28 protein-coding genes and 2 pseudogenes are annotated in these 23,971 nt (G+C 67.1%); 24 read left to right on the top strand and 6 right to left on the bottom strand.

The genetic code is table 11. From position 1 onward, the window contains the following. Positions 1–2: 2 nt before the first annotated feature. The 10 genes from HNQ73_RS15490 (at position 3) to HNQ73_RS15535 (ending at position 9,755) form a co-directional block, all read left to right on the top strand. On the top strand, positions 3–1,526 hold the full coding sequence (locus HNQ73_RS15490) for a phage portal protein (protein ID WP_183335856.1): 1,524 nt from the start codon (positions 3–5) through the stop codon (positions 1,524–1,526). Continuing rightward, positions 1,477–3,537: a prohead protease/major capsid protein fusion protein gene (locus tag HNQ73_RS15495; protein ID WP_183335858.1), complete on the top strand. Its 2,061-nt coding sequence runs from the start codon at positions 1,477–1,479 to the stop codon at positions 3,535–3,537. Before HNQ73_RS15490 ends, HNQ73_RS15495 begins: the two co-directional genes overlap by 50 nt. A gap of 78 nt (positions 3,538–3,615) precedes the next feature. Then, positions 3,616–3,951: a DUF2190 family protein gene (locus HNQ73_RS15500; RefSeq protein WP_183335860.1), complete on the top strand. Its 336-nt coding sequence runs from the start codon at positions 3,616–3,618 to the stop codon at positions 3,949–3,951. Between the two features lie 4 nt (positions 3,952–3,955). After that, positions 3,956–4,357, top strand: a complete 402-nt coding sequence (locus HNQ73_RS15505) for a hypothetical protein (protein WP_183335862.1) — start codon at positions 3,956–3,958, stop codon at positions 4,355–4,357. 18 nt (positions 4,358–4,375) lie between these two features. Further along, the gene (locus tag HNQ73_RS15510) at positions 4,376–5,152 is read left to right on the top strand and encodes a hypothetical protein (RefSeq protein ID WP_183335864.1); all 777 of its coding nucleotides are present in this window, start codon (positions 4,376–4,378) and stop codon (positions 5,150–5,152) included. Between the two features lie 9 nt (positions 5,153–5,161). Then, the gene (locus HNQ73_RS15515) at positions 5,162–5,371 is read left to right on the top strand and encodes a hypothetical protein (RefSeq protein ID WP_183335866.1); all 210 of its coding nucleotides are present in this window, start codon (positions 5,162–5,164) and stop codon (positions 5,369–5,371) included. Positions 5,372–5,380: 9 nt separating this feature from the next. Beyond that, positions 5,381–6,889: a phage tail sheath subtilisin-like domain-containing protein gene (locus HNQ73_RS15520; protein WP_183335875.1), complete on the top strand. Its 1,509-nt coding sequence runs from the start codon at positions 5,381–5,383 to the stop codon at positions 6,887–6,889. A 74-nt stretch (positions 6,890–6,963) separates the two neighbouring features. Then, on the top strand, positions 6,964–7,332 hold the full coding sequence (locus HNQ73_RS15525; protein ID WP_183335877.1) for a phage tail tube protein: 369 nt from the start codon (positions 6,964–6,966) through the stop codon (positions 7,330–7,332). A 3-nt stretch (positions 7,333–7,335) separates the two neighbouring features. Beyond that, entirely contained in the window at positions 7,336–7,701 is a 366-nt protein-coding gene (locus HNQ73_RS15530) for a hypothetical protein (RefSeq protein ID WP_183335879.1), read from the top strand. Positions 7,702–7,772: 71 nt separating this feature from the next. After that, a complete protein-coding gene (locus HNQ73_RS15535) occupies positions 7,773–9,755 on the top strand; it encodes a phage tail tape measure protein (RefSeq protein WP_183335881.1) in 1,983 nt (660 codons plus the stop codon). Positions 9,756–9,762: 7 nt separating this feature from the next. On the opposite strand, the gene HNQ73_RS15540 is transcribed toward HNQ73_RS15535, so the two are convergent. Beyond that, on the bottom strand, positions 9,763–10,065 hold the full coding sequence (locus HNQ73_RS15540) for a hypothetical protein (protein ID WP_183335883.1): 303 nt from the start codon (positions 10,063–10,065) through the stop codon (positions 9,763–9,765). Between the two features lie 110 nt (positions 10,066–10,175). On the opposite strand from HNQ73_RS15540, the gene HNQ73_RS15545 reads away from it, so the two are divergent. The 14 genes from HNQ73_RS15545 to HNQ73_RS15605 all read left to right on the top strand — a co-directional run bounded on the left by HNQ73_RS15545 (position 10,176) and on the right by HNQ73_RS15605 (position 20,499). Further along, complete coding sequence (locus HNQ73_RS15545) at positions 10,176–11,378, top strand: DNA circularization N-terminal domain-containing protein (RefSeq protein WP_183335885.1); 1,203 nt, start codon at positions 10,176–10,178, stop codon at positions 11,376–11,378. A 12-nt stretch (positions 11,379–11,390) separates the two neighbouring features. Then, positions 11,391–12,455 (top strand): phage baseplate assembly protein, encoded by a 1,065-nt coding sequence (locus HNQ73_RS15550; RefSeq protein ID WP_183335887.1) that lies wholly within the window; start codon positions 11,391–11,393, stop codon positions 12,453–12,455. Further along, positions 12,448–12,984: a phage baseplate assembly protein V gene (locus tag HNQ73_RS15555; protein ID WP_183335889.1), complete on the top strand. Its 537-nt coding sequence runs from the start codon at positions 12,448–12,450 to the stop codon at positions 12,982–12,984. Before HNQ73_RS15550 ends, HNQ73_RS15555 begins: the two co-directional genes overlap by 8 nt. A gap of 13 nt (positions 12,985–12,997) precedes the next feature. Then, positions 12,998–13,537 carry a phage GP46 family protein gene (locus HNQ73_RS15560; RefSeq protein ID WP_183335891.1) on the top strand — a complete coding sequence of 180 codons (540 nt, stop codon included), beginning with the start codon at positions 12,998–13,000 and terminating at the stop codon, positions 13,535–13,537. Beyond that, on the top strand, positions 13,534–14,661 hold the full coding sequence (locus tag HNQ73_RS15565; protein ID WP_183335893.1) for a baseplate J/gp47 family protein: 1,128 nt from the start codon (positions 13,534–13,536) through the stop codon (positions 14,659–14,661). The genes HNQ73_RS15560 and HNQ73_RS15565 overlap by 4 nt, the downstream gene beginning before the upstream one ends. 37 nt (positions 14,662–14,698) lie before the next feature. Continuing rightward, a complete protein-coding gene (locus tag HNQ73_RS15570) occupies positions 14,699–15,370 on the top strand; it encodes a hypothetical protein (protein WP_183335895.1) in 672 nt (223 codons plus the stop codon). Positions 15,371–15,376: 6 nt separating this feature from the next. Then, positions 15,377–16,366 carry a hypothetical protein gene (locus tag HNQ73_RS15575; protein WP_183335897.1) on the top strand — a complete coding sequence of 330 codons (990 nt, stop codon included), beginning with the start codon at positions 15,377–15,379 and terminating at the stop codon, positions 16,364–16,366. Between the two features lie 7 nt (positions 16,367–16,373). Continuing rightward, on the top strand, positions 16,374–17,315 hold the full coding sequence (locus HNQ73_RS15580; RefSeq protein ID WP_183335899.1) for a pyocin knob domain-containing protein: 942 nt from the start codon (positions 16,374–16,376) through the stop codon (positions 17,313–17,315). Further along, positions 17,315–17,752, top strand: a complete 438-nt coding sequence (locus HNQ73_RS15585) for a hypothetical protein (protein WP_183335901.1) — start codon at positions 17,315–17,317, stop codon at positions 17,750–17,752. The genes HNQ73_RS15580 and HNQ73_RS15585 overlap by 1 nt, the downstream gene beginning before the upstream one ends. Further along, positions 17,749–18,267: a hypothetical protein gene (locus tag HNQ73_RS15590; RefSeq protein ID WP_183335903.1), complete on the top strand. Its 519-nt coding sequence runs from the start codon at positions 17,749–17,751 to the stop codon at positions 18,265–18,267. Before HNQ73_RS15585 ends, HNQ73_RS15590 begins: the two co-directional genes overlap by 4 nt. 3 nt (positions 18,268–18,270) lie before the next feature. Then, a complete protein-coding gene (locus HNQ73_RS18115) occupies positions 18,271–18,393 on the top strand; it encodes a hypothetical protein (RefSeq protein ID WP_276200180.1) in 123 nt (40 codons plus the stop codon). 10 nt (positions 18,394–18,403) lie between these two features. Further along, positions 18,404–19,594: a peptidoglycan-binding protein gene (locus HNQ73_RS15595; RefSeq protein WP_183335911.1), complete on the top strand. Its 1,191-nt coding sequence runs from the start codon at positions 18,404–18,406 to the stop codon at positions 19,592–19,594. Then, on the top strand, positions 19,591–19,917 hold the full coding sequence (locus HNQ73_RS15600; protein WP_183335913.1) for a hypothetical protein: 327 nt from the start codon (positions 19,591–19,593) through the stop codon (positions 19,915–19,917). Before HNQ73_RS15595 ends, HNQ73_RS15600 begins: the two co-directional genes overlap by 4 nt. 210 nt (positions 19,918–20,127) lie before the next feature. Beyond that, complete coding sequence (locus tag HNQ73_RS15605) at positions 20,128–20,499, top strand: hypothetical protein (RefSeq protein WP_183335967.1); 372 nt, start codon at positions 20,128–20,130, stop codon at positions 20,497–20,499. Here the strand turns inward: HNQ73_RS15605 and HNQ73_RS15610 are convergent. From HNQ73_RS15610 to HNQ73_RS15630, 5 genes and pseudogenes are all read right to left on the bottom strand, one after another. Next, a pseudogene (locus tag HNQ73_RS15610) lies at positions 20,496–20,690 on the bottom strand (IS256 family transposase); the annotation flags it as partial. The gene HNQ73_RS15605 and the pseudogene HNQ73_RS15610 sit on opposite strands and share 4 nt — an antisense overlap. A 67-nt stretch (positions 20,691–20,757) precedes the next feature. Continuing rightward, positions 20,758–22,065: a type II restriction endonuclease gene (locus tag HNQ73_RS15615; RefSeq protein ID WP_183335915.1), complete on the bottom strand. Its 1,308-nt coding sequence runs from the start codon at positions 22,063–22,065 to the stop codon at positions 20,758–20,760. Further along, positions 22,062–22,508 (bottom strand): very short patch repair endonuclease, encoded by a 447-nt coding sequence (locus HNQ73_RS15620; RefSeq protein ID WP_183335917.1) that lies wholly within the window; start codon positions 22,506–22,508, stop codon positions 22,062–22,064. Before HNQ73_RS15620 ends, HNQ73_RS15615 begins: the two co-directional genes overlap by 4 nt. Positions 22,509–22,513: 5 nt before the next feature. Then, on the bottom strand, positions 22,514–23,776 hold the full coding sequence (gene dcm / locus HNQ73_RS15625) for a DNA (cytosine-5-)-methyltransferase (protein ID WP_183335918.1): 1,263 nt from the start codon (positions 23,774–23,776) through the stop codon (positions 22,514–22,516). Between the two features lie 99 nt (positions 23,777–23,875). Then, a pseudogene (locus HNQ73_RS15630) lies at positions 23,876–23,971 on the bottom strand (transposase); the annotation flags it as partial.

The following is a 23,971-nucleotide window of genomic DNA, read 5'->3' on the forward strand; positions in this document are numbered from 1 at the left end:
CTGTGAACATCATCGACCGGACCATCTCATTCTTCGCGCCTGAGGCAGGATTGCGCCGGGAGTTTGCGCGCAAGGTGCTCAGCGAGGTGCGCGTCTATGACGGCGCGCACATGGGCAGGCGCACCGAGAACTGGCGCGCTACGAACGCGTCGGCGAATGCGGCCATCAAGGGCAGCCTGCCGCGTCTGCGCGCGCGTTCGCGCGACGTGATGCGCAACACGTGGTGGGGGCCGCGGATCCGCGAGGTGGTCGACAGCTATGCCGTCGGCTACGGGATCGTGCCGCGATTCAAGACGGGGAACGCTTCGCTTGACCAGCGGGCGGCCAGGCTCTGGCGGGAATGGGGCAAGAGCTGCGATTTCGAGCAGCAGCTCGACATCAACGGCCTCATCTCCCTCGCGGTCGGGACCATCGTCGAGGCTGGCGAGGTTCTCATCCGCAAGGTGCCGGTGAGCCCTGCCGCAGGGCGCAAGGTGCCTCTCGAAATCCAGCTGCTCGAGCCCGATCACCTCGACGGCGCCCGCGATCAGCTGCGCGTGACGACTGATGGCATCATCGATCAGGGCATCGAATACCAGCGGGACGGTAAGCGCGTGGCCTACTGGCTGCTGCCCGAGCATCCAGGTGCCGCCGGCGGTCTGCATCGGCCGTCCGTGCGGGTGCCAGCCAGGGATATCCTGCACGTCTACCGCAAACTGAGGATCGGGCAGGGGCGCGGCGTGCCGTGGGTGGCACCCGTGCTGCTCAAAGGGCGCGATGTCGCCGATCTCGAGGAGGCAATCACCGTCAAGGCGCGCGTCGAGGCTTGCCTGTCGGTCTTCGTCAAGACGACCGATCCCGTGCGATCCATTGGTTCCTCGGTCCGTCACGAACCGGGCGGTCGCGGCGGGTCGCGACGGATTGAAACGCTCTCGCCGGGAACGGTGAACTATCTCGACCAGGGCGAGGAGATCGGCGTCGTGTCTCCCTCGTCGTCGCTGGCCTTCGATTCCGTGCTCATCAACACCTGGATGACGCTCGCCGCCGGGGCGGGCCTCACCTACGACCAGATGACCGGCGACCTCCGGCAGGCAAACTATTCGTCGCTCAAGGCGGGGGACCGGGGCTTCAAGCGGTTCATCGAGAAGTTCCAGCACCTGACACTGGTGCCCATGCTTCTCGATCCTCTCGCCGAGGCCTTTGCCGAGGCGGCCATGGACGCGGGGGCGCTGCCCCGTCGGGTCGGAGGTTATCCCGTCGAGTGGATCATGCCCGGCTGGGAGCCGATCGACCCGCTCAAGGACATGCAGGCGGACATTCTCGCTGTCCGCTCGGGGAGGATGACGTGGCCTCAGTTCGTGGCCGCGTGGGGGTTCGATCCGGACCAGCAGCTCGACGAGGTCGCTTCCTGGCAGCGGTCTCTGGACGAGAAAAAGGTCGTGCTCGACACCGACCCACGACGAGGCGCGCACGGCGTCAAGGGGGCCCCGTCCAGTGATGACCCATCTGCGAAGGATGAAGCCGATGCGGCAGAGCAATCTGGTTGAGATGCCGGCCACCCTGCCGATGCAGGTCCGGGTCGCGCCGGTGTCCTCGGCAGACGCCGAGGCGCGCACCGTAGAAGTCGTGTTCACCACGGGCGCGGCCGTCCGGCGCAGGCGGTGGACAGGCTGGGATACCCCGGTGCCGTTCGATGAAATTCTTGTCGTCAGCCGCGATGCGGTGGACCTGTCCCGGCTGAACGCGGGCGGTCCTGCGCTCGACAGCCATTCGATGTGGAGCACCTTCGCGCAGGTCGGCGTGGTCGATCGCGCCTGGATTGAGGGTGGGCAAGGGCGCGCCACCATCCGCTTCCCGTCGAAGGGCGTCGATGAGCGCGCAGACCGGATGTTCGCGATGGTCTCCGAAGGGATCATCCGCAACGTGTCGGTCGGTTACTCGGTGGACAAGGTCCGCGTCATCCCGCCCGAGAAGGTCGGCGATGTCGAGAAGCGCATCGTGGAGCGCTGGACGCCCCACGAAATCTCCTTCGTCACAGTACCGGCGGACGCCGGGGCGCAGGTTCGGTCCCAGAGTACCGCCGTTTTCCCTGTCGAATTCATCACCCGGGCCGAGCCCGTCATTCAGGAGGAGCCTGCGATGCCTGAGCGCGTCGATTCCACGGCGGGCAGCGAGCCCGCTCCCATCGCTGAGCGTACCGCGCCGTCGCCGGTGGCGACGGAGGATGCGGAGAAGCGTGCCGCTGCTGCGATCGAGGCTGAGCGCAAGCGCAGCGCGGAGATCACGGCTCTTGCGCAGCGCCACGACATGCCGGCGGATTTTGCGAGCCGGCACATCGCCGAGGGCACGCCGCTCGACCGGGTTCGCGAGCTGGTGCTCGAGGAGGTCGCCCAGCGCGCCGAGAAGACGCGGATTTCGCCGCGCACGCAGGTCGTCACCGACGAGGGCGATACCCTGCGCCGCGCCATCGAGGCGGCCGTGGCGCTGCGTGCGAACCCCCAAGCGATCGTGACGAACGACGAAGCGTCGCGAACGCTGGTCGCGGCCGCGCGCGAATGGCGCGGTATGTCGCTGCTCGAGATGGGGCGCGCTTTCGTTGAGGACACGCATGGTGTCCGCCTGCGCGGTCTCTCGAAGCGTGAGCTCGCTGGAGTCCTGCTTGGGCTGACGCGAGCCGCAGGCATGATGTCGACCTCCGACTTCCCGAACCTGCTCGCGAACGTCGCGTCAAAGCGGCTGCGCGACGCCTACCGTGCGGCGCCGCAAACGTGGCGGCCTCTCTGCAGGCAGTCCAATGCGCCCGACTTCAAGGAACGGGCCATCGTCCAGCTCGCCGGCATGCCGGAGTTCCAGAGGGTCCGCGAGGGCGGCGAGTACACCTACGCCTCCCTGTCGGAGTCGGTGGAGCGGTACTCGATCGCGACCTATGGCCGGATCATCGCGATCACGCGCCAGACGCTCATCAATGACGATCTCGGTGCGTTCGACCGTCTGCCGAGCCTGTTCGGTCGCGCTGCCGCGGAGCTCGAGAATGACCTCGTGTGGGACATTCTCATGAGCAATCCGCAGATGAGCGACGGAAAGGCCCTCTTCCACACGGACCACAACAACCTCGCCTCCTCGGGCGGCGCGCCATCTGAGGCCACGGTGGAGGCTGCCGAGATCGCGATCGGTGAGCAGAAGGATGCTGCCGGCAAACCGATGAACCTGCGGCCCCGGTTCCTGATCGTGCCGCCGAAGTACAAGGTGGCGGCGCAGAAGCTGCTCGCGTCAGTGACGGCGACCAAGACTGGCGACGTCAACGTCTACCAGAATGCGATGGACCTCATCATCGAGCAGCGCCTGAAGCCCGCCAGCGGCACCGTGCCGTGGTTCATGGCGGTCGACCCTGCACAGTGGGATACGATCGAATACGCCTATCTCGAGGGCGAGGAGGGGCTCTACACCGAGGAGCGCATGGGCTTCGAGGTGGATGGCATCGAAATCAAGGGCCGCCTCGACTTCGGTGCGAAAGCCATCGACTACCGCGGCTTCTACAAGAACCCGGGCGTTTCCTGATCGCGGAACACGCCCCGCTGCTGAGACATCCGACGAAAGGCCACCTCCGGGTGGCCTTCGTCGTTATGGAGAACGGCCATGAAGAACTTCGTCCAAGTCGGCGATACGCTGACGTTCACCGCGCCCGCCGGCGGCGTCGTGTCTGGCGGCGCCTATCTCATCGGTGCCCTGCTCGTCGTCGCCGTTGCGTCCGCCGACGCCGGCGAGCCCTTCGAGGGCAAGGTCTCCGGTGTGTTCACGCTGCCCAAGGCTACGGGATCCGCCTGGACCGAAGGTGCTAAGCTCTACTGGAACGACACCAGCAGGTACGTGACCGTCACGGCGACGGACAACGTGTTCATCGGGTACGCAGCCGCGGCGGCAGCTAGCGCCGCGACCGTCGGCAACGTGCTGCTGCGCCAGGCGGGCGTCTAGCGCCATGGCCTCGCTCTATGCGCGGCTCGACGCTGCAGCAGAGCGGGTGCAGCAGCGCGTTTTCGGCGAGCGGTGGCGCCTCATGCCGATGCGGCGCGCCGGCGTCAACAGCGCGCCCGGGCCTGACCCGGAGCGGCCGGAGCGAGAGGTGGTGGGCATCTTTCGCGATGCCCTGACCACGCTCTCTGTGCCCGATGCCTACGACCAGCGCACCGACAAGCGGCCTGGCATTGTGACAGGCGACCCCATTGTCGAGATCGACCCGCGCAACCAGGCGGGGCCGGCACTCGACGTGCGCGAGGGCGATGTGCTCGTGCGCCTCTCCGATGGTGTCACGTGGCGCGTCGCCAATGCGCCTCCTGATGCCATGGGGCGGATACACTGCCGCGTCCTGCGGACCACGTGAACGCGGCGAGGGGGACCAATGAGCCTTCATCGTCTCGCCCTGCGGCTCGCCGCCGTGGAGGCGCTCTGCCCCGCCGCCTACGAGGCGACCGGTCCCTACCCGACGCTGGCGGGCTCCCTCGTCTACGACAGTCGGCAGGTGCCCATCGACCAGCTCGTACCGGACAAGCCGCGCCCGGTGCTCCTCGTCTACACAGAGGAGGACAAGGGCACGCCGTGGGGGAGCGGTCGGCACAGGCCGGACGAGGTCCTAGTCACGCTTGTCGTCGAGGCACTGATCGCCGCTCGCGGTACGGTCCTCATCGACCTGCCGGACGGCAGTACAGACACGGTCGGGGTTGCTGACGTCGGCCCGACCGATCCGGAGCACGAGGCGCTGCTCGACGTGCTCGAGGCGCAGGTGCGATATATCCTGGACGCCCGACAGCCGGCCCCGTCGGCGGCACTTTATCGGCGCATCGCGATGGAAGTGCGGTCCGTCGAATCGGTGCCGCTGCGCGATGCGGAGAAGACGACGCGGCTCGCCTTCCGAACCATCTCGTTCTCGGTGCAGGTCAAAACCACGGAATGGCCGGCACCGGGGCAGTCTGCCGGATTGCCCGAGCCGCTGCGCACCGTTGCCGAGGCGCTGCCCGAGGGCAGCTATGGCCGCAGGATCTGCGACCGCGTCGCCGGACTGGTGCCGACGCCGCCCGGCCTCGTGCCGCTCGAGGCCGTCGACATCTTCGCGGGCATCGGCCGCATGCCGACCGCGGAGGATTATGACCTTCGCGCCCGTGTGCCTGGCGCAACGTGAGGACGACCAATGGCCCGCCGCATCTTTGCGCGTCTCGCCGACCCGGCGAGCAAGCTCCCCATGCCCGACCGCGACTTTCGCCTGTTCCCGGCGGAGGGGACGATGGTCGATGCCGACGACCCCTTCTGGATGGCGTGCCTCGCCGACGGATCGATCGTCGAGGCGGGTCTGCCGGACGAGGGCGCCGAGAAGGCGCCAGCCTCCAAGACGAAACGCTGAGGAACTGCCATGAGCATCGGTTTCAACTTCATCCCCGGCTCGGGGCTGGTCGCGCCGCTCTTTGCCTTCGAGGTCAATAGCGCAGGCTGGTACGACAGCGTTTCGCGCCTCGTCCTCTTCGGCCACAAGACGAGCGGGGGCTCGCTCGCTGACAACACGCCGTCCGTCGTCACGTCGCTGTCGGAGGCGGACGCCCTGGCCGGGCCCGGCTCGATGCTTCGGGAGATGTACCGCATCGCCGCGGCCAACGCGCCGGCGCAGGAGATCTGGATCGTGCCCGTGCCCGAGACCGGTACAGCACCGACATGGACCCTGACCGTGGGCTCGCCGCCGGCCACCGGCGGCGTCGGCATCATCGACATCTGCGGTGAGAGGCTGTCGGTGACGATCGCGCCGGGCGATGCCGCGGCCGACGTGGCGGCCGCGCTCGCGGCAGCGATCAACGGCTACTACAATGACCTGACGGGCGCCATGCTGCCCGTGACGGCCTCGGCGGCCTCGGAGGTCGTGACCGTCACCTCGCGCCACAAGGGCGCGATCATGGCCGAGGTTGACATCTTCGTGCCGACGACGGTCTCGGGCAACTTTTTCGCCACGTCTGGCGCGCTCACAGTCGCGACGGGTACGGCCGCCGCTGGCACCCCGTCTCTTGCCGCGGCGCTGGCAGCCCTCGGAGACGAGCCCGCCGACATGATCGTCAGCCCGTGGTCGGATGCGACCTCTCTGGACGCCTACGGCACGGCACTGTCGGATGTGTCGGGCCGGTGGTCGTGGATGCGACAGAGCTACGGCCACGTGATGTGCAGCAATACCGGCAACACCGCGTCGCAGTCGACGCTCGGCCTCGGGCGCAACGACCGGCACGTGACGATCATCCCGCGGCTTGCCGGCTCCCCGCAGCCGTCCTGGCTGTGGGCAGCCGGCTTTGCGGCGCGGGTGCTGCCCTGGCTGGCGGATATCGTCACCGGAAATGTCTCGCGCAACCAGACGGGCCTCGTCGTCGAGGGGCTTGCCCCTCCGCGCGACCGCAGCACCTGGTGGGGCTATTCGGCACGCAACACGCTCACCAAGTCCGGGATCTCGACCTGGAAGGTGACGGCGGATGGCAAGGTAGCAATCGACAAGCTGGTGACGACCTACCGCCTCGGCCCAAGTGGGCAGCCGGATTCCACCTTCCGCGACATCCAGGCGCTGTTCCAGGTGTCGGGCGGCCTGTCCTACATCCGGACGGTGCTCGCCAACGAGCAGGGACAGAAGGCGCTCGCCGACGATAACCCCGGCAACCTCGCGGCGATCACGACGCCGAAGGACATCAAGGGGTCCTTCGTGCACGCCTACGAGGCGCTGGTGCAGCGCGGTGTGTTCGAGAACGCGCCCGAGTTCGTCAGGCGGCTCGACGTGCGGCGCAATGCGGAGAATCCCAACAGGGTCGACGTGTTCGCGCCGCTCGATCGCGTGAACCCGCTCGATATCCTTGCTGCCAACGCGACCATCTATCAGCAGTACGTCCGCACCTGACGGACGATGCTGACCGGGCCGGGCCTTTGAGGCCGGCCAACTTTTTCCACCATCCGCAACGGGAGACCGGCGCCATGGCCAGCTTCGGCGGCGAAATGCGTTTCACCTACAACGGCGCGCCCCTGGTGCTGCGCGCCGCCATCAAGACGACCCCATCCAACACGGAAGTTGAGGGCATAGTGAACCAGGACAACTCCGTGTCCGCCTCGCACAAGCCCTCCGGCTACGGCTTCGAGCCGACCTTCGAGGACGCGGCCGATGTCGACTGGGACGCCGTCATGCGCAACGGCCCCTACAACATCTCGTGCATCGAGGATCACACGGGTGTCGTGCACACCTGGACCGGAGCGATCTTCACGGGCCGGCCGTCTGTCGACCGGGGCACCGGCGAGGTAACCGGCATTCAGGGCCTCGCTCGCGCCTATCGCAAGTCGCGAGGCTAATCGATGAGCAGGACGACCACCATCACGCTCGCCGAGCCAGTGCTCTGGCACGACCAGCATCTGCGGGAAATCGCCCTGCGACCGCCCACCTTCGCGGAATACATGGAACTCGGCGAACCCTACGCCGAGGGATATGCCAGGAGCGGCATCTACTTCCGCAACGTGGACTATCCGACCGTGCGCGAGTATGCGCGGCGGCTCATGGTCGACCAGGACAAGGTGCACGCACTCAGCCTCCTCGGCCTCGCCGATTCCCGGAAGGTGAGGGACGCGATCCTCGATTTTTTTCGCGAACCCGAGGCGTCGGAGCCGTCGCCGACGGCCTCGTCTTCGGGCTCGGCTGGGATGCCGGGACAGTCCAGCGTCTGACGCTCGACGAAATCTGCGCGTGGGGCGCGCGGGCAGCCGAGTGGCACAAGCGCCGCAAGGGGAAATGATCCATGACGAGGGCCCGCACGCTAGAGGCTGCCGCCATCATCTCGGCGTCGGACCGCACGGGTGCCGCCTTTGCGTCCGTCTCCCGCAAGCTCGCCGGGCTCGATCGCGCGGCGCGTGGTGTCGGCCGCACGATGTTGCTGCACGATAGGGCGGCGCGGGCGATGACGGCCGGCATGGTGGCTCTCGGTCGCGTCCTAGGGCCGGCCGCACTCGCCTATGGCACGACCCGGGCGGTGCGGAGCTTCGCCGAGCTCGAGCTGAAGATGACGCGCGTCGGCATCACGGCCGAAGCATCGCGGGAGGACATGCAGCAGTTCACGGGCGAGGCCCGCCGGATGGCAGGCGAGCTCGCTATGCCCATGGATCAGATCGTGGCCGGTGCAGACGCGCTTGCCGCGCAGGGCCGGTCGATGGAGGAGATCCGCACCCTGTTGCCGTCCGTCGCCAAGACAGCGCAGGCGGCCGGCGCCGAGGTGGACGACATCGCCCGCTCGGCCGACGCCGTCGGCACGCACCTGAAGGTCGGCGCGGCCGAGATGCAGAAGGCCTTCGACATCATGGCCGAGGGCGGCAAGGCCGGGCAGTTCGAGCTGAAGGACATGGCCCGCTACCTGCCATCGCTGGCGCCGGCGGCGAAGGCCATCGGCATGGAAGGGACGAAGGGGCTCTCCGAACTGGTCGCCATGCTGCAGATCGTCCGCAAGGGCGCCGGCTCAGCGGAGGAAGCGGCGGCCTCCATGAACAACATCCTGCAGAAGATGTGGTCGGAGGAGACGCGCAAGCGCTTCGCCAAGATGGGGGTGAACCTCGAGGCAGCCCTGAAGAAGGGGAGCAAGGAGGGGCGCAACCTCATCGAGGTCTTCGAGGACGCCACCTGGAAGGCGATCAAGGGCGACCTGTCGCAACTTCCGAAGGTGATCAACGATCAGGAGTTCGCACGCGGCGTGCGGGCGCTCCTGTCGATGCGCGGCGAGTGGCAGAAGCTCGCCGGTGCCATCGGCCAGGCGAGCGGCACGGTCGATCGCGATCTCAACATGGTGCTTGGCACCACAGCGGCTAAACTGCAGACGCTGTCGAACTCGTGGGACCGGTTCGTCAATGCCGTCGGAGCCGGCGCCGTCAGCATGGGCGCGGGCAGCCTGCTGAAGGGGTTGGCGGAGAGCATCGAAGAACTCGTTGACGGGTTCGATCGGCTCGATCGTATTCTCGAGAAGCGCCGGCAAATCGCAGCGGCTGACACCGAAGCCTCGGGCGATGCAGGCGGCACGAAGAAGTGGGTGGAGGAAGAGAGAAAGAAGGCCGCTGCCTTCGATGCCTGGGTATTTGAAAAGACGGGAATCGATTTCAGCCGCGGTCTCGCCGGCCTCGTCGACGCCTACGAGAAATCGCTCAGTGTGGATGCCGCCCTGCGCGAAGGCCGGCGCAATGCGGAGGGCCGATCCGACAAGGCGCGCGAGGACATGCTGGATGAGCTGCTCTATGGCCGCTCATCGCTGGGCGACAAGCGGCTCGCCGCCTTCTCTTCCGCCATGGGTGAGGAGGAGAGCCGCCGCATCTACGACCTGCAGCGCGAGTTCGAGCGCCTGCAAGGGGAGTGGATGGCGCGGCGCGGCATGAGCCTAAGCGTCTGGCAGCCTTTCGGCGCTTCGGCGCAGGGCAAGGGCTGGAAGGGAGCGAAAGCCATCGGCGCCGGGCCCGGGATGGAGGGGCTTTCCGGCGCCAGCACAATGGAGGGGCCGGGATTCGGGGCCTTCGGCGCGAAGATGGGCGTGCCTCTCATCGGCGATGGCGGGCCGATCAAGGCCGAGCTCGAGGGCCATGCCCGTGTTGTCAACGAGATCGAGCTTACGCTCAACACCGATCTCTTCCGGGCGCAGGTGCGGCAGGTCATCCGTGAGGAGGTCGGGCACATCCGGGTTTCGCCGCAGATGAGCCCGGTCGGGCCGGGGTCGACCGGGCTGTCGTCGCCGGACGCAGGAGGCTAGCGAAGCTTCACTGAGGATTGCCGGCCCGATTGGCCTCGATCGAGGCAGCGATCTTCTGCAGGGCCTCGCGCGTGCGATCCCCGCGGGACGCGATGGCGGCCAGGCCGGCGCAAAGCGCGCTGCCAATGATCAGGATCGCGCCAATAATGGCGCCGGCCAGTCCACCCATATGCGCCGCTGCGGCGCCTGTCATGGCGAAGAGGCAGGCGATGAGGCCGAGGCCCAAGGTCGGCGCTGTGATGATGAACGAGAAACCGAGGAGCGACAGCACAAGGCCAATGGCCGCGGCGCCAATAATCGCTTCTGGCATGTCTATCCCCCGTCAACGGCGCAACCCTGTCGCCGCGCCCCAAAGCAGAACATGCCTCAGAGCCGCGGGGCAGGTCTAGCGGCGAGAAGGTCGTGAGGAGCAACTGAGCGATGAGGGACTGGTCACGGGCGCTTTTCCCGGCCTCGTTTCGCGGCGTGCCTTTCTGGGTGGAGGCCGACGAGGAGCGAGGTGGCCGGCGCATCGTCACGCACGAGTTTCCGATGCGCGACGAGCCGTTCAACGAGGATCTCGGCCAAAAGGCCGCGTTCTTCAGCGTGACGGCATACCTCGTCTCCGACATGGCCGATGCGGAGGCTGCGGCGCTCGCCGCGGCCTGCCGCACCCGGGGGCCGGCCGTCCTCGTGTTGCCGATGCACGGGCCGCTGACGGCCCGTTGTGTCGACTTCCGCCGCGCGCGCGAGCGGGACCGTGCCGGCTATGTCGCCTATGACCTTGAATTCGTGCGGGAGGGGGCGACGGTCGCGATCGCGAGCGTTGCCTATCTGGCGCAGCAGGTCTTCAACGCTGTCGACGCGCTGGCCGGCATCATCGGTGGGACCTATGGCGGGTTGGTGGACGTGCGCGGCCGCCCCGATTACGCCGTCGACGCCGCCGTCGATGCCGCGCAAGAGGCGGCGGCGACGCTGGAGGTAGTGCGCACCACGCAGCCGGTCGACCCGAGTGTGAGTGCGCCGGCGCGCGATGCCATCGCGGCCCTGTACGACGAGGCGCCGGCCCTTATCACGCGGGAGGCGGGCGCTGCGCCTGCGGTGGCCGAGCGTATCTTCTCGATTGCGCGAGACCTCGGCGACGGTCTCGGCGCCGATGCCGCTGTCGGGGCCTTCCGCGAGATCGTCGATGCGCGTCCCGCGGCGGAGACGCCTCGCACGGACGGGGAGAGGGCGGCGGCCACGAACCGCCGCGTCACCGGGCTCGTGCTGCGGCTAGCTGCACTGGCAGCTATGGTCGAGGCGACCACGCGGCGGCAGTTCGACGGGCGTCGGAACGCGATCACGGCGCGCGCCGAGCTCGCCGAGTTGATCGAGCGCGAACAGGCGGACATGACGGGCGCGCCTTATGCCGCCCTGTATCTCGCCAGCGAGGATATGCGTGGCCGCGCCATCGACCTGCTGTCGCGGCAGATCGCCGATCTCGCGCCCATCGTCACGGTCTCGGTGCCGCGTTCGCTGCCGTCGCTGTGGCACGCCTGGCGCCTTTACGGCGATCCGAAGCGGGCCGGTGATCTCGTGCGGCGCAACCGTGTCGCGCATCCATCCTTCATGCCTGAGCGCTTTGAGGCACTCGGCAAATGAGGTCGGGCGTCCATGGGCGAGGAGATCGTCAGCGTCGTCGTCGGCGGGCAGCGCTTCACGGCTTTTCTTCGGGCGCAGGTGCGCGCCTCCATGAAGGAAGCGGCGCGGTCGTTTCGCCTCGAGCTGGCGGCAGAGCTGGGAGCGACTGCAACAGCATGGACGTTTCGCGCCGGCGCGCAGGTGTCGATCTATGCCAACGACGACCTGCTGCTCGTCGGCTATGTCGACCGCTATCGGCCCCGCATCGACGCGACGGATGCGCGGGTGGCCGTGGAGGGCCGCTCGAAGGCGGCTGACATCGTCGATTCCTCGGCCGAGCACGAGACGGGCAGCTTCGAGGCGAAGACACCGCTGGAGATCGCCAACGAGCTTGCCGCGCCGTTCGGGATCACCTTTGCTGCCGACGGTGACCTCGAGCCGGTCGACTACCAGATCACGCCGGGAGAATCTGTATTCCGCGCCGTCGAGAAGCTGGCGCGGCAGCAGGGCTATACGCTCATGGGCGAGGCCGACGGCAACGTGCGCCTGCCCAAGGCGGGCAGCAAGCGCCATGCCGGCGGCATCATCGAGGGGCACAACCTCAAGAGCGGTGAGGCCGACCACAATTGGTCCAACCGGCACAGCAAGTATGTGGTCAGGGGCCAGCGCGCCACCGGCAGTGGGCCAGACAGCCTTGAAGTCGAGGCGATAGCCCGTGACGCGGGGGTCGGTCGATACCGCCCGGTCATCATCGTCGAGCAGGACGACACGACGCCGGCGCGGGCCCGCAAGACCGCACGCAACCGGCGCGACAAGGCCGCCGGCCGAGCCCTGACCGCGACTGTCACCGTGCAGGGTTTTCGCGACGAACGGGGGAGCATCTGGCAGCCGGGCTGGCTGGTGTGGGTGGAGAGCGATTTCCTGCAGATCCGCCAGGAAATGCTCATCGAGACCGTCGACTTCGTGCAGGACGGCGTCGGCGGCAGCGAGACGAAGCTCGGACTCGTCGACCCGCGCTCCTATGGCGGGAAGAAGAACAAGGGCAACAAATCCGGCGAGGCGTGGGAGCAGAGCGACGACGAGGCAACCGATGAGTGACGTGCATCACCTCGACGACTCGGTGCGCGCCATGATTCGCCGGGCGAGGCTCGTCTCGCTCGACGATGGTGGCGGACAGCAGATGATGAGTCTTGCCGGGCTCAAGGGGGACAGGCCGGGGCGGGTGCCGCGGGTGCAGCCCTACGGATTCACATCCAATCCTCCGGCCGGCTCGGTCGGCGTGATCCTCTCGCTCGGCGGCCGCTCCGATCGGGCGATGGTGATCGGCGTAGAGCACGAGGACTACAGGCCCCGCAACCTGCCGGCTGGCGCGACCGCCATCTATGACCAGCACGGCAACATGGTCTCGCTGGTCGAGCAGCGGCTCCGCGTTGTGCACGCGCAGGAAGTCGTCATCGAGGCGCCACAGATCGTGCTGCAGGCGGGCGGGTCGCAGATGACGATTTCTGCCTCGGGTGCCGACATCAATGCGCCGTCCCTGCGGCACAACGGCCGCAACGTCGGCGCGACGCACGTGCACACCAACGTGCAGCCGGGAACGGGGACCACAGGCGAGCCCGCCACCTGACAGAGGACAGGCCATGGACATCCTCATCCGCACTGCCGAGGGGCAGGAGGCGCAGCCCTTCCTGCTGTGGGACAGCGTGTGGGACCCCGCGGCGCACCGGGCCGATTGGGCGCTCGCGGGCGGGGAAGCCCTCAATGTCGGCGGCCTCAGGGCGCGGTCGGCGCTGGAGACGGCGGTGGTGCTGGCGCTGTTTACCGACCGCCGCGTACCCGACGACCACCCCCTGCGCAAGTACGCCGATGCCGACCCGCGCGGCTGGTGGGGCGATGGCGTCGATGTGCGCGCCGACCTCGGCGAGGAGCCGCTCGGCTCACTGCTGTGGCTGCTGGAGCGGGCAGCGCTCACCGAGGACGTGTCCCGCTGGGCCAAGGCCATGGCCGAGGAGGCATTGGTGCCGCTGCTGCGCCAGGGGGCGGCGGCGCGCGTAGAGGTCGAGACGAGCGGGGATGCGCCGCGCGGCCGGCTCGACCTGATGGTGCGGCTCTACGGGGCGGACGGCCAGAAGATTTACGACCGTCGCTTTGAAATCGTGTGGCTGCAGGAGTTGAGATGAGCTTCGCCATTCCCTCGCTCCCCGAGCTCGTCGAGCGGGCCCGCCGCGCCTTCCGGACGCATCTGCCAGGCTCGGATGCCTGGCTGTGGCCCAACAACATCGGGCCTTCTGCCAAGGTGCTCGGCGGGCTCACACACGAGGTCTTCGGCTTTGCCGACTACATCGCCCGCCAGAAGTTCGCCCTCACGGCAGACGGCGAGCACCTCGACATGCACGGCGCCGAGCTCGGCCTTGCCCGGCGTCCGGCGACCCCATCGCAGGGGCAGGCGGTGTTCACCGCTCCGGGGCCGCTGACGGTTGACCCCGGCGCCATCCTGCGCCGGGCGGACGGTGTGCAGTTCCGCGTGGCGGTCGGGGGCACGCTCGCGGCAGCTGGCACGCTCACGCTCGACGTGGCATCCAGCGCGACCGGCAAGGCCACGGTGACGCTGCCCGGCACGGAACTGTCGCCCGTATCGGGCGTGCACGGTGCGGCGGCCATCGAGGTCGGCGCGACCGGTATCGTCGGCGGCGCCGACGTGGAGCCAGACGGGGACCCGTACACGACGGACCTCTCGACGTTCCGCGGGCGCATCCTTTTCCGCAAGCGCAACGTGCCGCAGGGCGGCGCTCCGGCCGATTATGTGCTGTGGGCGACAGAGGTCGCGGGCGTCACGGGCGTCTTCGTCGAGCGACGCTGGGCGGGGCCGGGGACCGTCCGTGTGTTCCCGCTGATGCACGACCTCTTCGAGAGTGGCATCCCGGACCCGGCGAACGTCGCCCGGGTGGCCGAATACATCGACACGCGCGCGCCGGCGGGGGCCGTCGTCACCGTGGTGGCCCCGCAGCCGCGCGTCATCGACGTGACCATCGATGGGCTCGTGCCGGCGACGGCGGCGGTGCAGGAGGCGGTGGTGGCCGAGCTCAAGTCTGCATTCCGCCGGTTAGGCAGGGTAGCCGGCATCGACACGCTCACGCCGTCCATGCCGTACCTCGCGGCTTCGGCCACGTTCTCACGATCGTGGATCTGGCAGGCCGCTGCGAACGCCAGCGGCGAGGAGCGGCACAGCATTGCCTCGCCGGCCGGCGACATCGGCCTCGCCGCCGGCGAGTATCCGGTCCTCGGCGCTGTGACATTTACCTGACGAGGCGCCGATGTTCTGCCCGACGAAAGACGACCTGGTGCCCCAGGCACTGGCGCTGCTGCCACGCGGGCGCGCGTGGGGAACGCACGAAGGCGGGCCGGGCCCGGAGACAGTGCTCTATCGCTACTGGGCGGCCGTCTGCGACGTGTTCGCCAGTCTCTGCGAGCGGTTGTGCGCCCTGCGGCAGGAGTTCTGGTGCGCGACGCACAGCGAGACGCGCGAGTTGTGGCTGGAGGAGTACGGCCTCCCGGACTTGTGCGACCCCTATCCCGACCTGTGCGCGAAAGTGCGGGCGCAGGGCGGGGCGCGGTGCGAAGATCTGGCGGCGCTCGTGGCGCCGCTCGGATGGGCCATCAGCTGCGCCGACGCGGAGGACGCCTGTGGAGCCATCGCCAGCTGCGCCCAGACCGGGTGCAGCCAGGCAGCCGGAGGGCCACCGCGAAACACCATCATCATCTATGTCGACATCGACAACTCGCCGGCCTTCGTGGGCGACCTCGCGACGCCTCCGCTGGCGGGCCGGACGATGGGGGGCAGCTCGCTCGCCTGCGAGCCCGACATCAGCGCCCTGCGCTGCGTGATCGACCGCGTGGCGCACGCGCACCTCGAGGTCCAGTACGTGATCATTCCGCCGCCGGTCTACATCCTCGTCAACGACGACGGGGACTATCTGGAAACCGGCGCTGGCCTGCCCATTCTCGCGGAGTAGACTGCCATGACCGATCTGCTGGGGCCGGCCTCGGCCCTCAATGCCGTGACGACGCGGCCCACCGACACGCGCATCTTCGGAGAGGACGACACCTGGTTCAAGGACTGCTCGTCCTCCACCGCGAACGATGGCACCCGTATCGAGGCCGATTTTCTCAATGGCATCCTTGCGCAGTTGCGCGCGGCCATCGTCGGCATGGGCATCCCCATCGACAACGCCGACGACCAGATGCTGCTCAAGGCCATCCAGGCCGCGACGGTGACCATCGACGCGATCACCAAGAGCCAAGCCCGGGCGAACATGCCCCTCTTCCCCGAGGTGCTGTCCGCGGACGGGAGGATCAGCGTCACCGGCTCCACCGGGCAGATCGTGGTCGGGACGACCGAGGCCTTCATCTGGCGCGGGCTTTTCCGCATCGACCTGGCGAGCTTCGCTGTCGGCGACCGGACGTTCGCGCTGGCGCCCAACAAGACCTACCACCTGCGCTGGCATGCCCCAGGGACAGGAATGGCGACGCCGGCGGCTTCGTTTCCGAATGGTCGTTTCGTGCTGCGGGATCTGGCAGATGGCGGCTACAACCCCGGCTCGGCTTTGGAGACCAGCGCGATCTTCGACGCGACCTATGATGATGCTCTGATCGCGCGGATCGTCACCGACCCGTCGAACGCACCGACCATCACGCGCCTCGCCAACAGGAACCAGTTGTTCCATACCGAGCGCAAGAGCGGGACCGGGACGCCGGGTGGCGCGGGTCACCTCTACTTCACCGGCTCGGTCACACTTGGCTGGGCTCGCACGCCCCGGATGTCCCATGTCACGGGCGCGATAGCAGCCGACACGTCTCCACGCGGCGCGATGGATTGGGGCGCCAATGTCATTCAATCGCCGGCGACCGTGACGCGCTACGGCGCGCAGGCTCAGATCACGTCCGACTGGACCGACGGCGTCTCCTATCTGAGCACGGCCGCCTATCTCGACTTCAGCCACGCCGCGTGAGGGTCAGATGCCTCGTGGTATTCCCATCGTAGATCTCGATCAGATCGAGACCTTGACAAGCGAGTTTTCTGTGCCGATGCAGCGGCCTGGCGATCCCGCCGGCCGCGCGACCATTGGTCAGTTCCTCGCGCTTGCGGCGGCAGCGGTCGAGCTCGACGCCGGTACAGATTTTGACAGCGTCGTCGTGCCGGGCGTTTACATCCTGACGAGCGACGCAAACGCGCCGTTCGCGGGTGGGCGGTGGTTCGTGCGGGTGAGGTCGGACCCAGTGGACCCCACGGCCATTGTGCAGGAAGCTGTACCTCTCACGGGCGGCACGGGCCCGACGCCGTTTTCTCGCCGGGCCGCCGCGGGCGTCTTCGGAGCATGGATCAGCTCTGGGGCGCCGGACGCAAGCGGGGTGCCCTACGACGACAGCAACGCCTTCCCTGGGGCCACGAACGTGCAGGAGGCGCTTGAAGCTGCCGCCGATCCTTGGGCCTCGCTTCCGCTCCGGGTGCCGATCCCTGTGTTCGACCATCTCGGCGGAGGAGCCCCGCCCACCGACAAGTGGTACCGCTATGTGAAGCTGAGCGCCGGAGAGACCGGCGCAGGCGGCTACAACGAGGGCATCCTCGCGAGCGAAAGCGTCTCCGGCTCTGCGCCGTACATCACCGCTACGGCTGAGATCGATCTGCCCTCGTCGCCGCTGCACGGTCAGACGATCCATCTTATCGGCACGGAGCGACGGTTCATCCGCGCCGGATCGTCAGGTTTAACGCAGGACGACCAGATCAAGAAACACAACCACACCATTAATGGCTATTTAGCCCAAAATACTCTTCAAGGACCCGTGGTCGCCTCTGCTCCGGGTAACGGCGGCATTACATCGCCCACGACAAATGAAACTGGCGGTGATGAAACGCGCCCGAGGAACATCGGCGCTACCTACTTCATGAGGATTTTGTGATGCCCTGGGCAGCAGACAATCGCGTCAGCACGTCGCCCATCGAGGGCGGCATCGAGATTACCGAGGCCGAATATCAGGCCGCGCTCGAAGGGATCATGGAAGGGAAGATCGTCAGCATCGAAGGGGGCGTTTTCGCCCTTGTTGATCCTCCGGCGCCGCCTCAGCCGGAACCGGAACCACCGCCACCTGATCCGCTACGACCTCTCACGTCGCGTCAGTTGCGGCTCGGGCTGGTCCTCAATGGCATCAGCCTGTCGTCGGTCGAGGCAGCCATCGACGCCATCGAGGACCCGACCGACCGTGAGGTCGCGCGGATCGAGTGGGAATATGCGACCACATTCGAGCGGTCGCATCCTCTCGTCAATCAGATCGGGGTCGCGCTTGGTCTGACGCCGGAGCAGATCGACGACATGTGGGCGGAGGCCGCCGCGCTATGACGAGCGCCATCCTCACCATAGCCGCCTGCGCCGTGCTTAACCGGGCGCGTGGGGATGATCGCTGGATGCCGGATTGGATGCCTGGGAGGGCGCTTTTCCCGGTATCCATTGCAATCGGACTGATAGGGGCCTGCTTTGACGGGCTCTGGTACGGGGCGGCCTTCGGGGCCGCCTTTTTCGTCTGGGCGGTCGGGCCGTGGGGGCATCTCATCGGGCTCGGTCGATTTGCGCCGGATCGTCCGGCCTCCGGCCTGGAGACGGCCCTCATCGAGCTCGCTGCCGGGAATGCGCATCTGGCGCTCGGCCTGCGGCACCTGTTCGCGCTGCCCGGGCTGATGATCGCCGCGGCCATATCCGGGGAGCTGCTGCTCGGCGTGCCGGGGGCGCTCGCCTTCGCCGCCTTCGCCACGGGCGCCTACGAGCTTTCATGGCGGCTGCGGCCATCCAATCCGATCATCGTCGCCGAGCTGCTGACGGGCGCCCTGTGGGGCGGCCTCGCCGTCGCGCTGGCGTGATCGATGGCCCGGCTCATTCTCGCCGCCGTGCTCGCGGCGGCACTCGTCGCCTGCGCCCACCGTCCTATCCCCGGGGATGATCCGCTCGGCCCGGCGCACTTCGGGCGCGAGATGATGACCTTCTGAAGGAGACCCCATGCGCACCGTCACCGTCGCCGACCTGCGGGCCATCGCAGGCGGGCCGGCTCCGCTCGCCTCGAAGCTGGTCGGGCCCATCAACACGCATGCCGCATCGCAGGGCATCACGACGCCGCTGCGCATGGCGCACTTCCTGGCGCACATGGCCGAAGAGACCGACGGGTTCCGCGCGCTCGTCGAGAACCTCAACTACACGTCTGCAGCGCGGATCCGGCAGGTTTGGCCCTTGCGCTTCAGGACGGATGCGGCCGCCAAGCCCTATGTGCGCAAGCCGGAGGCGCTCGCCGAGAAGGTCTATGGCCGGAGGCTCGGCAATACGGCGCCCGGCGACGGCTGGCGCTATCGCGGCGGCGGAGCGTACATGCTCACCGGCCGCGACAACTACCGGCGCTTCGGGGCCGCCGCCGGCATCGACCTCGAGGCCAGGCCGGAGCTGGTGCGCGAGCCGGACACCGCCGTGGAGGTGGCCGCACGGTACTTCGCCGCGCGCATGGCTGCCGCGGCCGACCGTGACGACCTCGAGGGCACGACGCGGGCGCTCAATGGGGGCCTCACAAACCTCGCCGCCAGGCGTGCCTACCTCGCCCGCGCAAAGGACGTGCTCGGCGTTTCCAGCCCCGCCGGCCCGTCGCCAGCGAAGGAAGCGGTCCGGGCATCCGATGCGGACATCAGGCGGCTGCAGACGATGCTGCGGGACCTTGGCTACACCGAGGTCGGCATGTTGGACGGCAAGTGGGGCAGCCGCACGCGGGGCGCACTGCTGGCCTTCAAGGCTGACAACGGTCTGCCGGCCTCAACCGATCTCGACGAAGCGACCTGGGCTGCGCTGGCTCGCGCGGCGCCACGTGAGGTGTCCCCGGAGCGCGCCGAGGCGAGGACGGCGCCGAGCGCAGCGGCCAAGGCGGCTCAGGCTGCGCAGCTGATCGGAGGGGCCGCGGCCGCTACCGGAGCTGCCGATGCCGCGCTGGAACCCGCCGGGGGACTGGTAGGCGCGCTCGGGTGGCTTGCCGGCGCCGGCGAGGCGGCGCGCACGGTCTCCGATGCGCTTATGCCGGTCCGCGACCTCATCCGGGCCGTCGCCGGCAACTGGCCGCTGGCGCTGGCGCTCGCGGGCGTCGGGCTCTTCCTCCTCGGCCGGCACATCTTCCGCGACGAATTGGTGAGTTTCCGCCGGGGTGAGTGGACATGATCGCCGCCGCCTTCTCCGCGCTGACCTCGAGGGCGGGCCTCGCCGCCACCGGGCTCGTGGTCGGCTACCTCTACGGCCACTACGCCTCCCGCACCGGAGAGCAGGTGCGGGGCCTCCAGGCCGAGGTCGCCACGCTGCGAATTGACCTCGCCATCGCGCAGGGCGCAGCTGACATCGCCGCTGCAGAGACGGCCGCGCTGGGGCGGCTGCGGGCTGCGCTCAAGGAGAGGATCGATGCCTATGGTGCCGACCTGGCGAAGCGGTCGGATGATCGCTGCCGCCTCACTGGCGCTGACGTGCGCCGGCTGCACAGTGTCCGCTAATGGGCCGGCATCGCGGGCGATACCGTCGCCGGCAGCCGCCGGGCCATTGTTCCATCCGGTGCCGCATCCCGTCATCCGGGAAGGCGACGACGCCCGGCAGAAGCTGGCGGAAACGTCAGCGGCGCTGACGATCGCCAACCGGCGGATCCTCGGTGCCCGCGCATGGGTCGAGGACATCCGATCGCGCCTGCTGCGAGGAGAGGGGGGAAGGTGATGCAGGATATTCCGCCGCCGTCGGGCAACGTGGTGTTCCTCGGCGTCAACATCGTCCACCTAGCATCGGGCGTTGCCGGCGGCATCGTGCGGGGGCTCATCAATCCATCCTACACGTGGGCGGCGCGGATATCCTCAGCCGTCGTCGGTGGCCTCACCGCCGGCTATGGCACCCCGGCTGCGGCTCACATTGTGCGCCGCTGGCTCGAGCTGTGGGGCTATCCCTTCGGCAATGTGGAGGGGTCGGTGGGCTTCCTGTTGGGCCTCTGCGGCATGACGATCTGCGACGCCATCATCCGCTGGGCGCGCCGATGGCGGGACGGGCCGCCGTCGGCACCCCTGCCGCCCCCTCCGCAAAGGACATGTTGAGCTTCCCGCGGGCGACCGCGCGAAGGCGGCGCCAGCCGGAGCGCATTCTTCTCGCCATAGGCAGCACCCGTCTTCGCGCCGACCTCCAATTCCATCAGCTTCTCGGCGGCAAAGCCGATCATCTCGCGCAGCAAATCGGCGTCAGCACTCTTCTCAACGAGCGAGCGCAGGTTCATCATATCGTCGGTCATCGGTGGACTTTCCATCAGGTTGAGCTTGAACAACCCGACCCTACCGGAAAAACACTGGTGACCGACGCTATCCTGCTACACCACGCCCAGGGACATCATCTGCCCATCGGCCAGGTGCTGGAGGTGGCGGATAGGATAAGGCGTTCTGCCTTTGCTTCACCAACCGGGTGAATGACTCCACATCCATGAGCCAGGCCTGCTGTGCCGCCGTGTAGGTCGGGTGCAGGCTCCTGGGCAGCACAAGCTGAACCCGTTCAGCCTTCATCTCGTCCGTCTGGTTCTCGCTGATGCTGGGTTCGAGTGTCAGGAGGTGCTTGTCAGGAATGCGGGCGGCTTCGTTGAGGATTTGCCGCCACCTGTCCTTGCAGGTCGATTTCGATGCCAGCATCGTCAGCCTTGACTGTGGGAAGGCCGCACTGTGGTAATGGCTGATGTCCGGAAAGATGAAGTCAGGTTTCAGGTTGTTTTCGGTGACGCCGGTTCGCGTGTAGGTCACGCCGTGATCGGTGAATACCTGTTCAAGATGGTTTTCCAGCGCCGAGCCGGCCCGTGATTTCCTGCGTTGCAGGGCGCTTTGAACCAGCTTGATAAAGGGTTCCGTGTCCTCGATGCCGGACTGCGTGAGGCTGCGCAGCTTCTCGCCGAGCAGGTGCTTTTCGAGCGTGCGGAACAGGATTTCTTCCCGTTCCATCCATGCGACCAGCGCAGCGTCCGGGTCGTCATGGCTGGAAAGATCGCGGATCGTGCTTCTGGCATAGGCCGAGAACTCGACGGTTTTCGGGAATCTGCCATCAAACCTTGCCAGCATGTCGTCCAGATAGTTGGGCGCTTCCTCTTCCGGTTCGATGCCGATCTGTTCGAGGATCACTCTTGCTGCAAAGCCGATCCTGTCCTGTTCCGTTTCCAGCTCCGACTTGACGGAGAATCCTGGATGTGTGAGATCGGAAAACCCGAACAGCCACATGAGCTGCCGCTCGATGGTCGTGTCCTTCTCGGCCACGATGGCGAGTAGGTCGCCATCGGCCCGCCTTGCAATCACCAGCAGGTCGCCTTCCGCCGCGCACTGCGAGACAAGATTGGTCGGGAAGTACAGCCGGTATTCCCAGCGCATGACACCGCGTTCTTCCCTTGCCTTCTGGCGGGCGTCATACCACGTCAGGAATCCGTCCTCGATGACCGGTTCATCGTCCTGGTCGGAGAGATAGAGAAACCTTGCTGCGAAGCGAACCTTCCCGGAAGGCTCACCAAGGATCGAGCGAAGCGATTCCACGCCGTTGAACTCGTGCTGGTTCGACCGGATGACATCGGCCTCGACGGCGCTCAGGCGCTTGAGCGCGACACCCTCGAAATACTGCGACAGATAACCCTGTTTCATTTCCTGATCCCTGTTTCCAGTTCATTGCCACGCAGCCACACCGCAAGGCGCTGCGCTACCTGGCCGGGATCGGTTCCTGCCCCACGAAGGGCACATTCCCAGACCACGGCAACACGCCAGCCGGCCGCAAGGAGCGCATCCCGTGCCCTGCGGTCGCTGGCTCGGTTGCGGTCGATCTTGTTCCGCCAGAAATCAGGCCGGGTGCCTGGAAGCCGGTAGAGCGGGCAGTCGTGACCGTGCCAGAAACAGCCATGCACGAAGATGGCAGCGCGGTATTTTGGCAGCACGATATCAGGCTTTCCTGGCAGTTCCCGGACGTGAAGGCGGAACCGGAAGCCTTCGCGGTGCAGCAGGCTCCGCACGAGGATTTCCGGCTTCGTGTTCCGCCCCCGGATGCCGGACATCATCCGGCTTCTGGTTGCGGCATCCACCACGTCCGCCACGGGATTCAGGCAAATGCCAGTGGCGGCTGGACGACGCCGGCCTGCTCCTGTTCGATCATGGTTTCGACATGCGGAACCATGACGCGGGCCACCTCGCGCATGACCGGCATCACCACGCTGTTCCCAAACTGGCGGTAGGCCTGCGTGTCACTGACGGGAATGCGGAACGTGTCGGGGAATCCCATAAGGCGTGCGCATTCGCGCGGGGTCAAGCGGCGCGGCCGCTTGCGGCTTCCCTGCGAGACGAGGATTTCCGAACCATCCTTGTAATACCGGGCTGAAAGCGTGCGGGCCACGCTGTCCGGTGTGACCAGTCCGAAGCCGAAGCCGTTGCCGGCGGCACGGTGCTTTTCCGCATAGGCCTGGAGATAGGCCCACAGCTTGGGCGTGAGGGTGTATTTGGGCTGGACAGTCTGCCGGTCGTGATCGAAGTACCGGTCGCCATCCCACGGCAGCACGGGTTCGGTGCCGTCCGTCCGGTGCAGGATCGAGGAAAGACGCGGTCCCTCGGACGGCAGTTGCAGATCGTCCCATGAAAAGGCGGTTTTCTCGCGGAAACCAACGATGATGATCCGTTCGCGGTGCTGTGGGGTGAAGTGCTGGCCGTCGATGATCCGGTGGTGCACGTCATAGCCCAGCTCGTCACGCAGGGTTTGCAGGATGACGCGGAACGTGTTGCCCCGGTCGTGTGAAAGCAGGTTCTTGACGTTCTCCAGCAGGAATGCCTTGGGGCGCTTGGTGGCGATGATCCGCGCCACGTCAAAGAACAGCGTTCCCTGTGTCGTGCATTCAAAGCCGTGTGGCCGGCCAAGAGAGTTTTTCTTGGAGACGCCAGCAATGGAGAACGGCTGACAGGGGAAGCCGGCCAGCAGCACGTCGTGATCGGGAACAGCCTCGGCCGGAAAGGGAACGATGTCGCCAACGAAGGTGTGCCGTTCGCCGAAGTTCTCGACATAGGTTTTTTTCGAGAACCCGTTCCATTCGCTGGTGAAGACGCATTCGCCGCCGTGAGCCTCGAAGCCCATGCGGATGCCGCCAATCCCTGCGAACAGGTCAATGAATCTGAACCGGCCGCCGCCTGCCGGAGTGTGGGCGGCTTTTTGCAGCAGATCGCGCAATGCCGGTTCCAGCATGGCCGGACATGGGACTTCCCCCTTTTCCCAGCGCCTGACGGTCTTGGGTGTTTTGCCGATGTGTTCGGCTATTTCGCGCTGCGTGAACCTATCTCGGGCCTGCCGAAGCAGTTCCAGCGGTTGTGCATGGGTCATGTCCTGTCCTTAATGTGAATGGGAATTTCAGGGGACATTATGACCCCATGTTTAACCCTTTGGCCAGGTTTTTTCGTGGCGCGGCTCGCTGTTGTCGCGTATCTCCTCGCAGAGCCGGGAGACCTGGCTCTTGGAGATGCCGCTCATGCCCATCGCCTTGACCAGGTCATCGACCGAGCGGGTCGACACACCTTG

The organism is Chelatococcus composti (genome assembly GCF_014201415.1).
Classification (GTDB): domain Bacteria; phylum Pseudomonadota; class Alphaproteobacteria; order Rhizobiales; family Beijerinckiaceae; genus Chelatococcus_A; species Chelatococcus_A composti.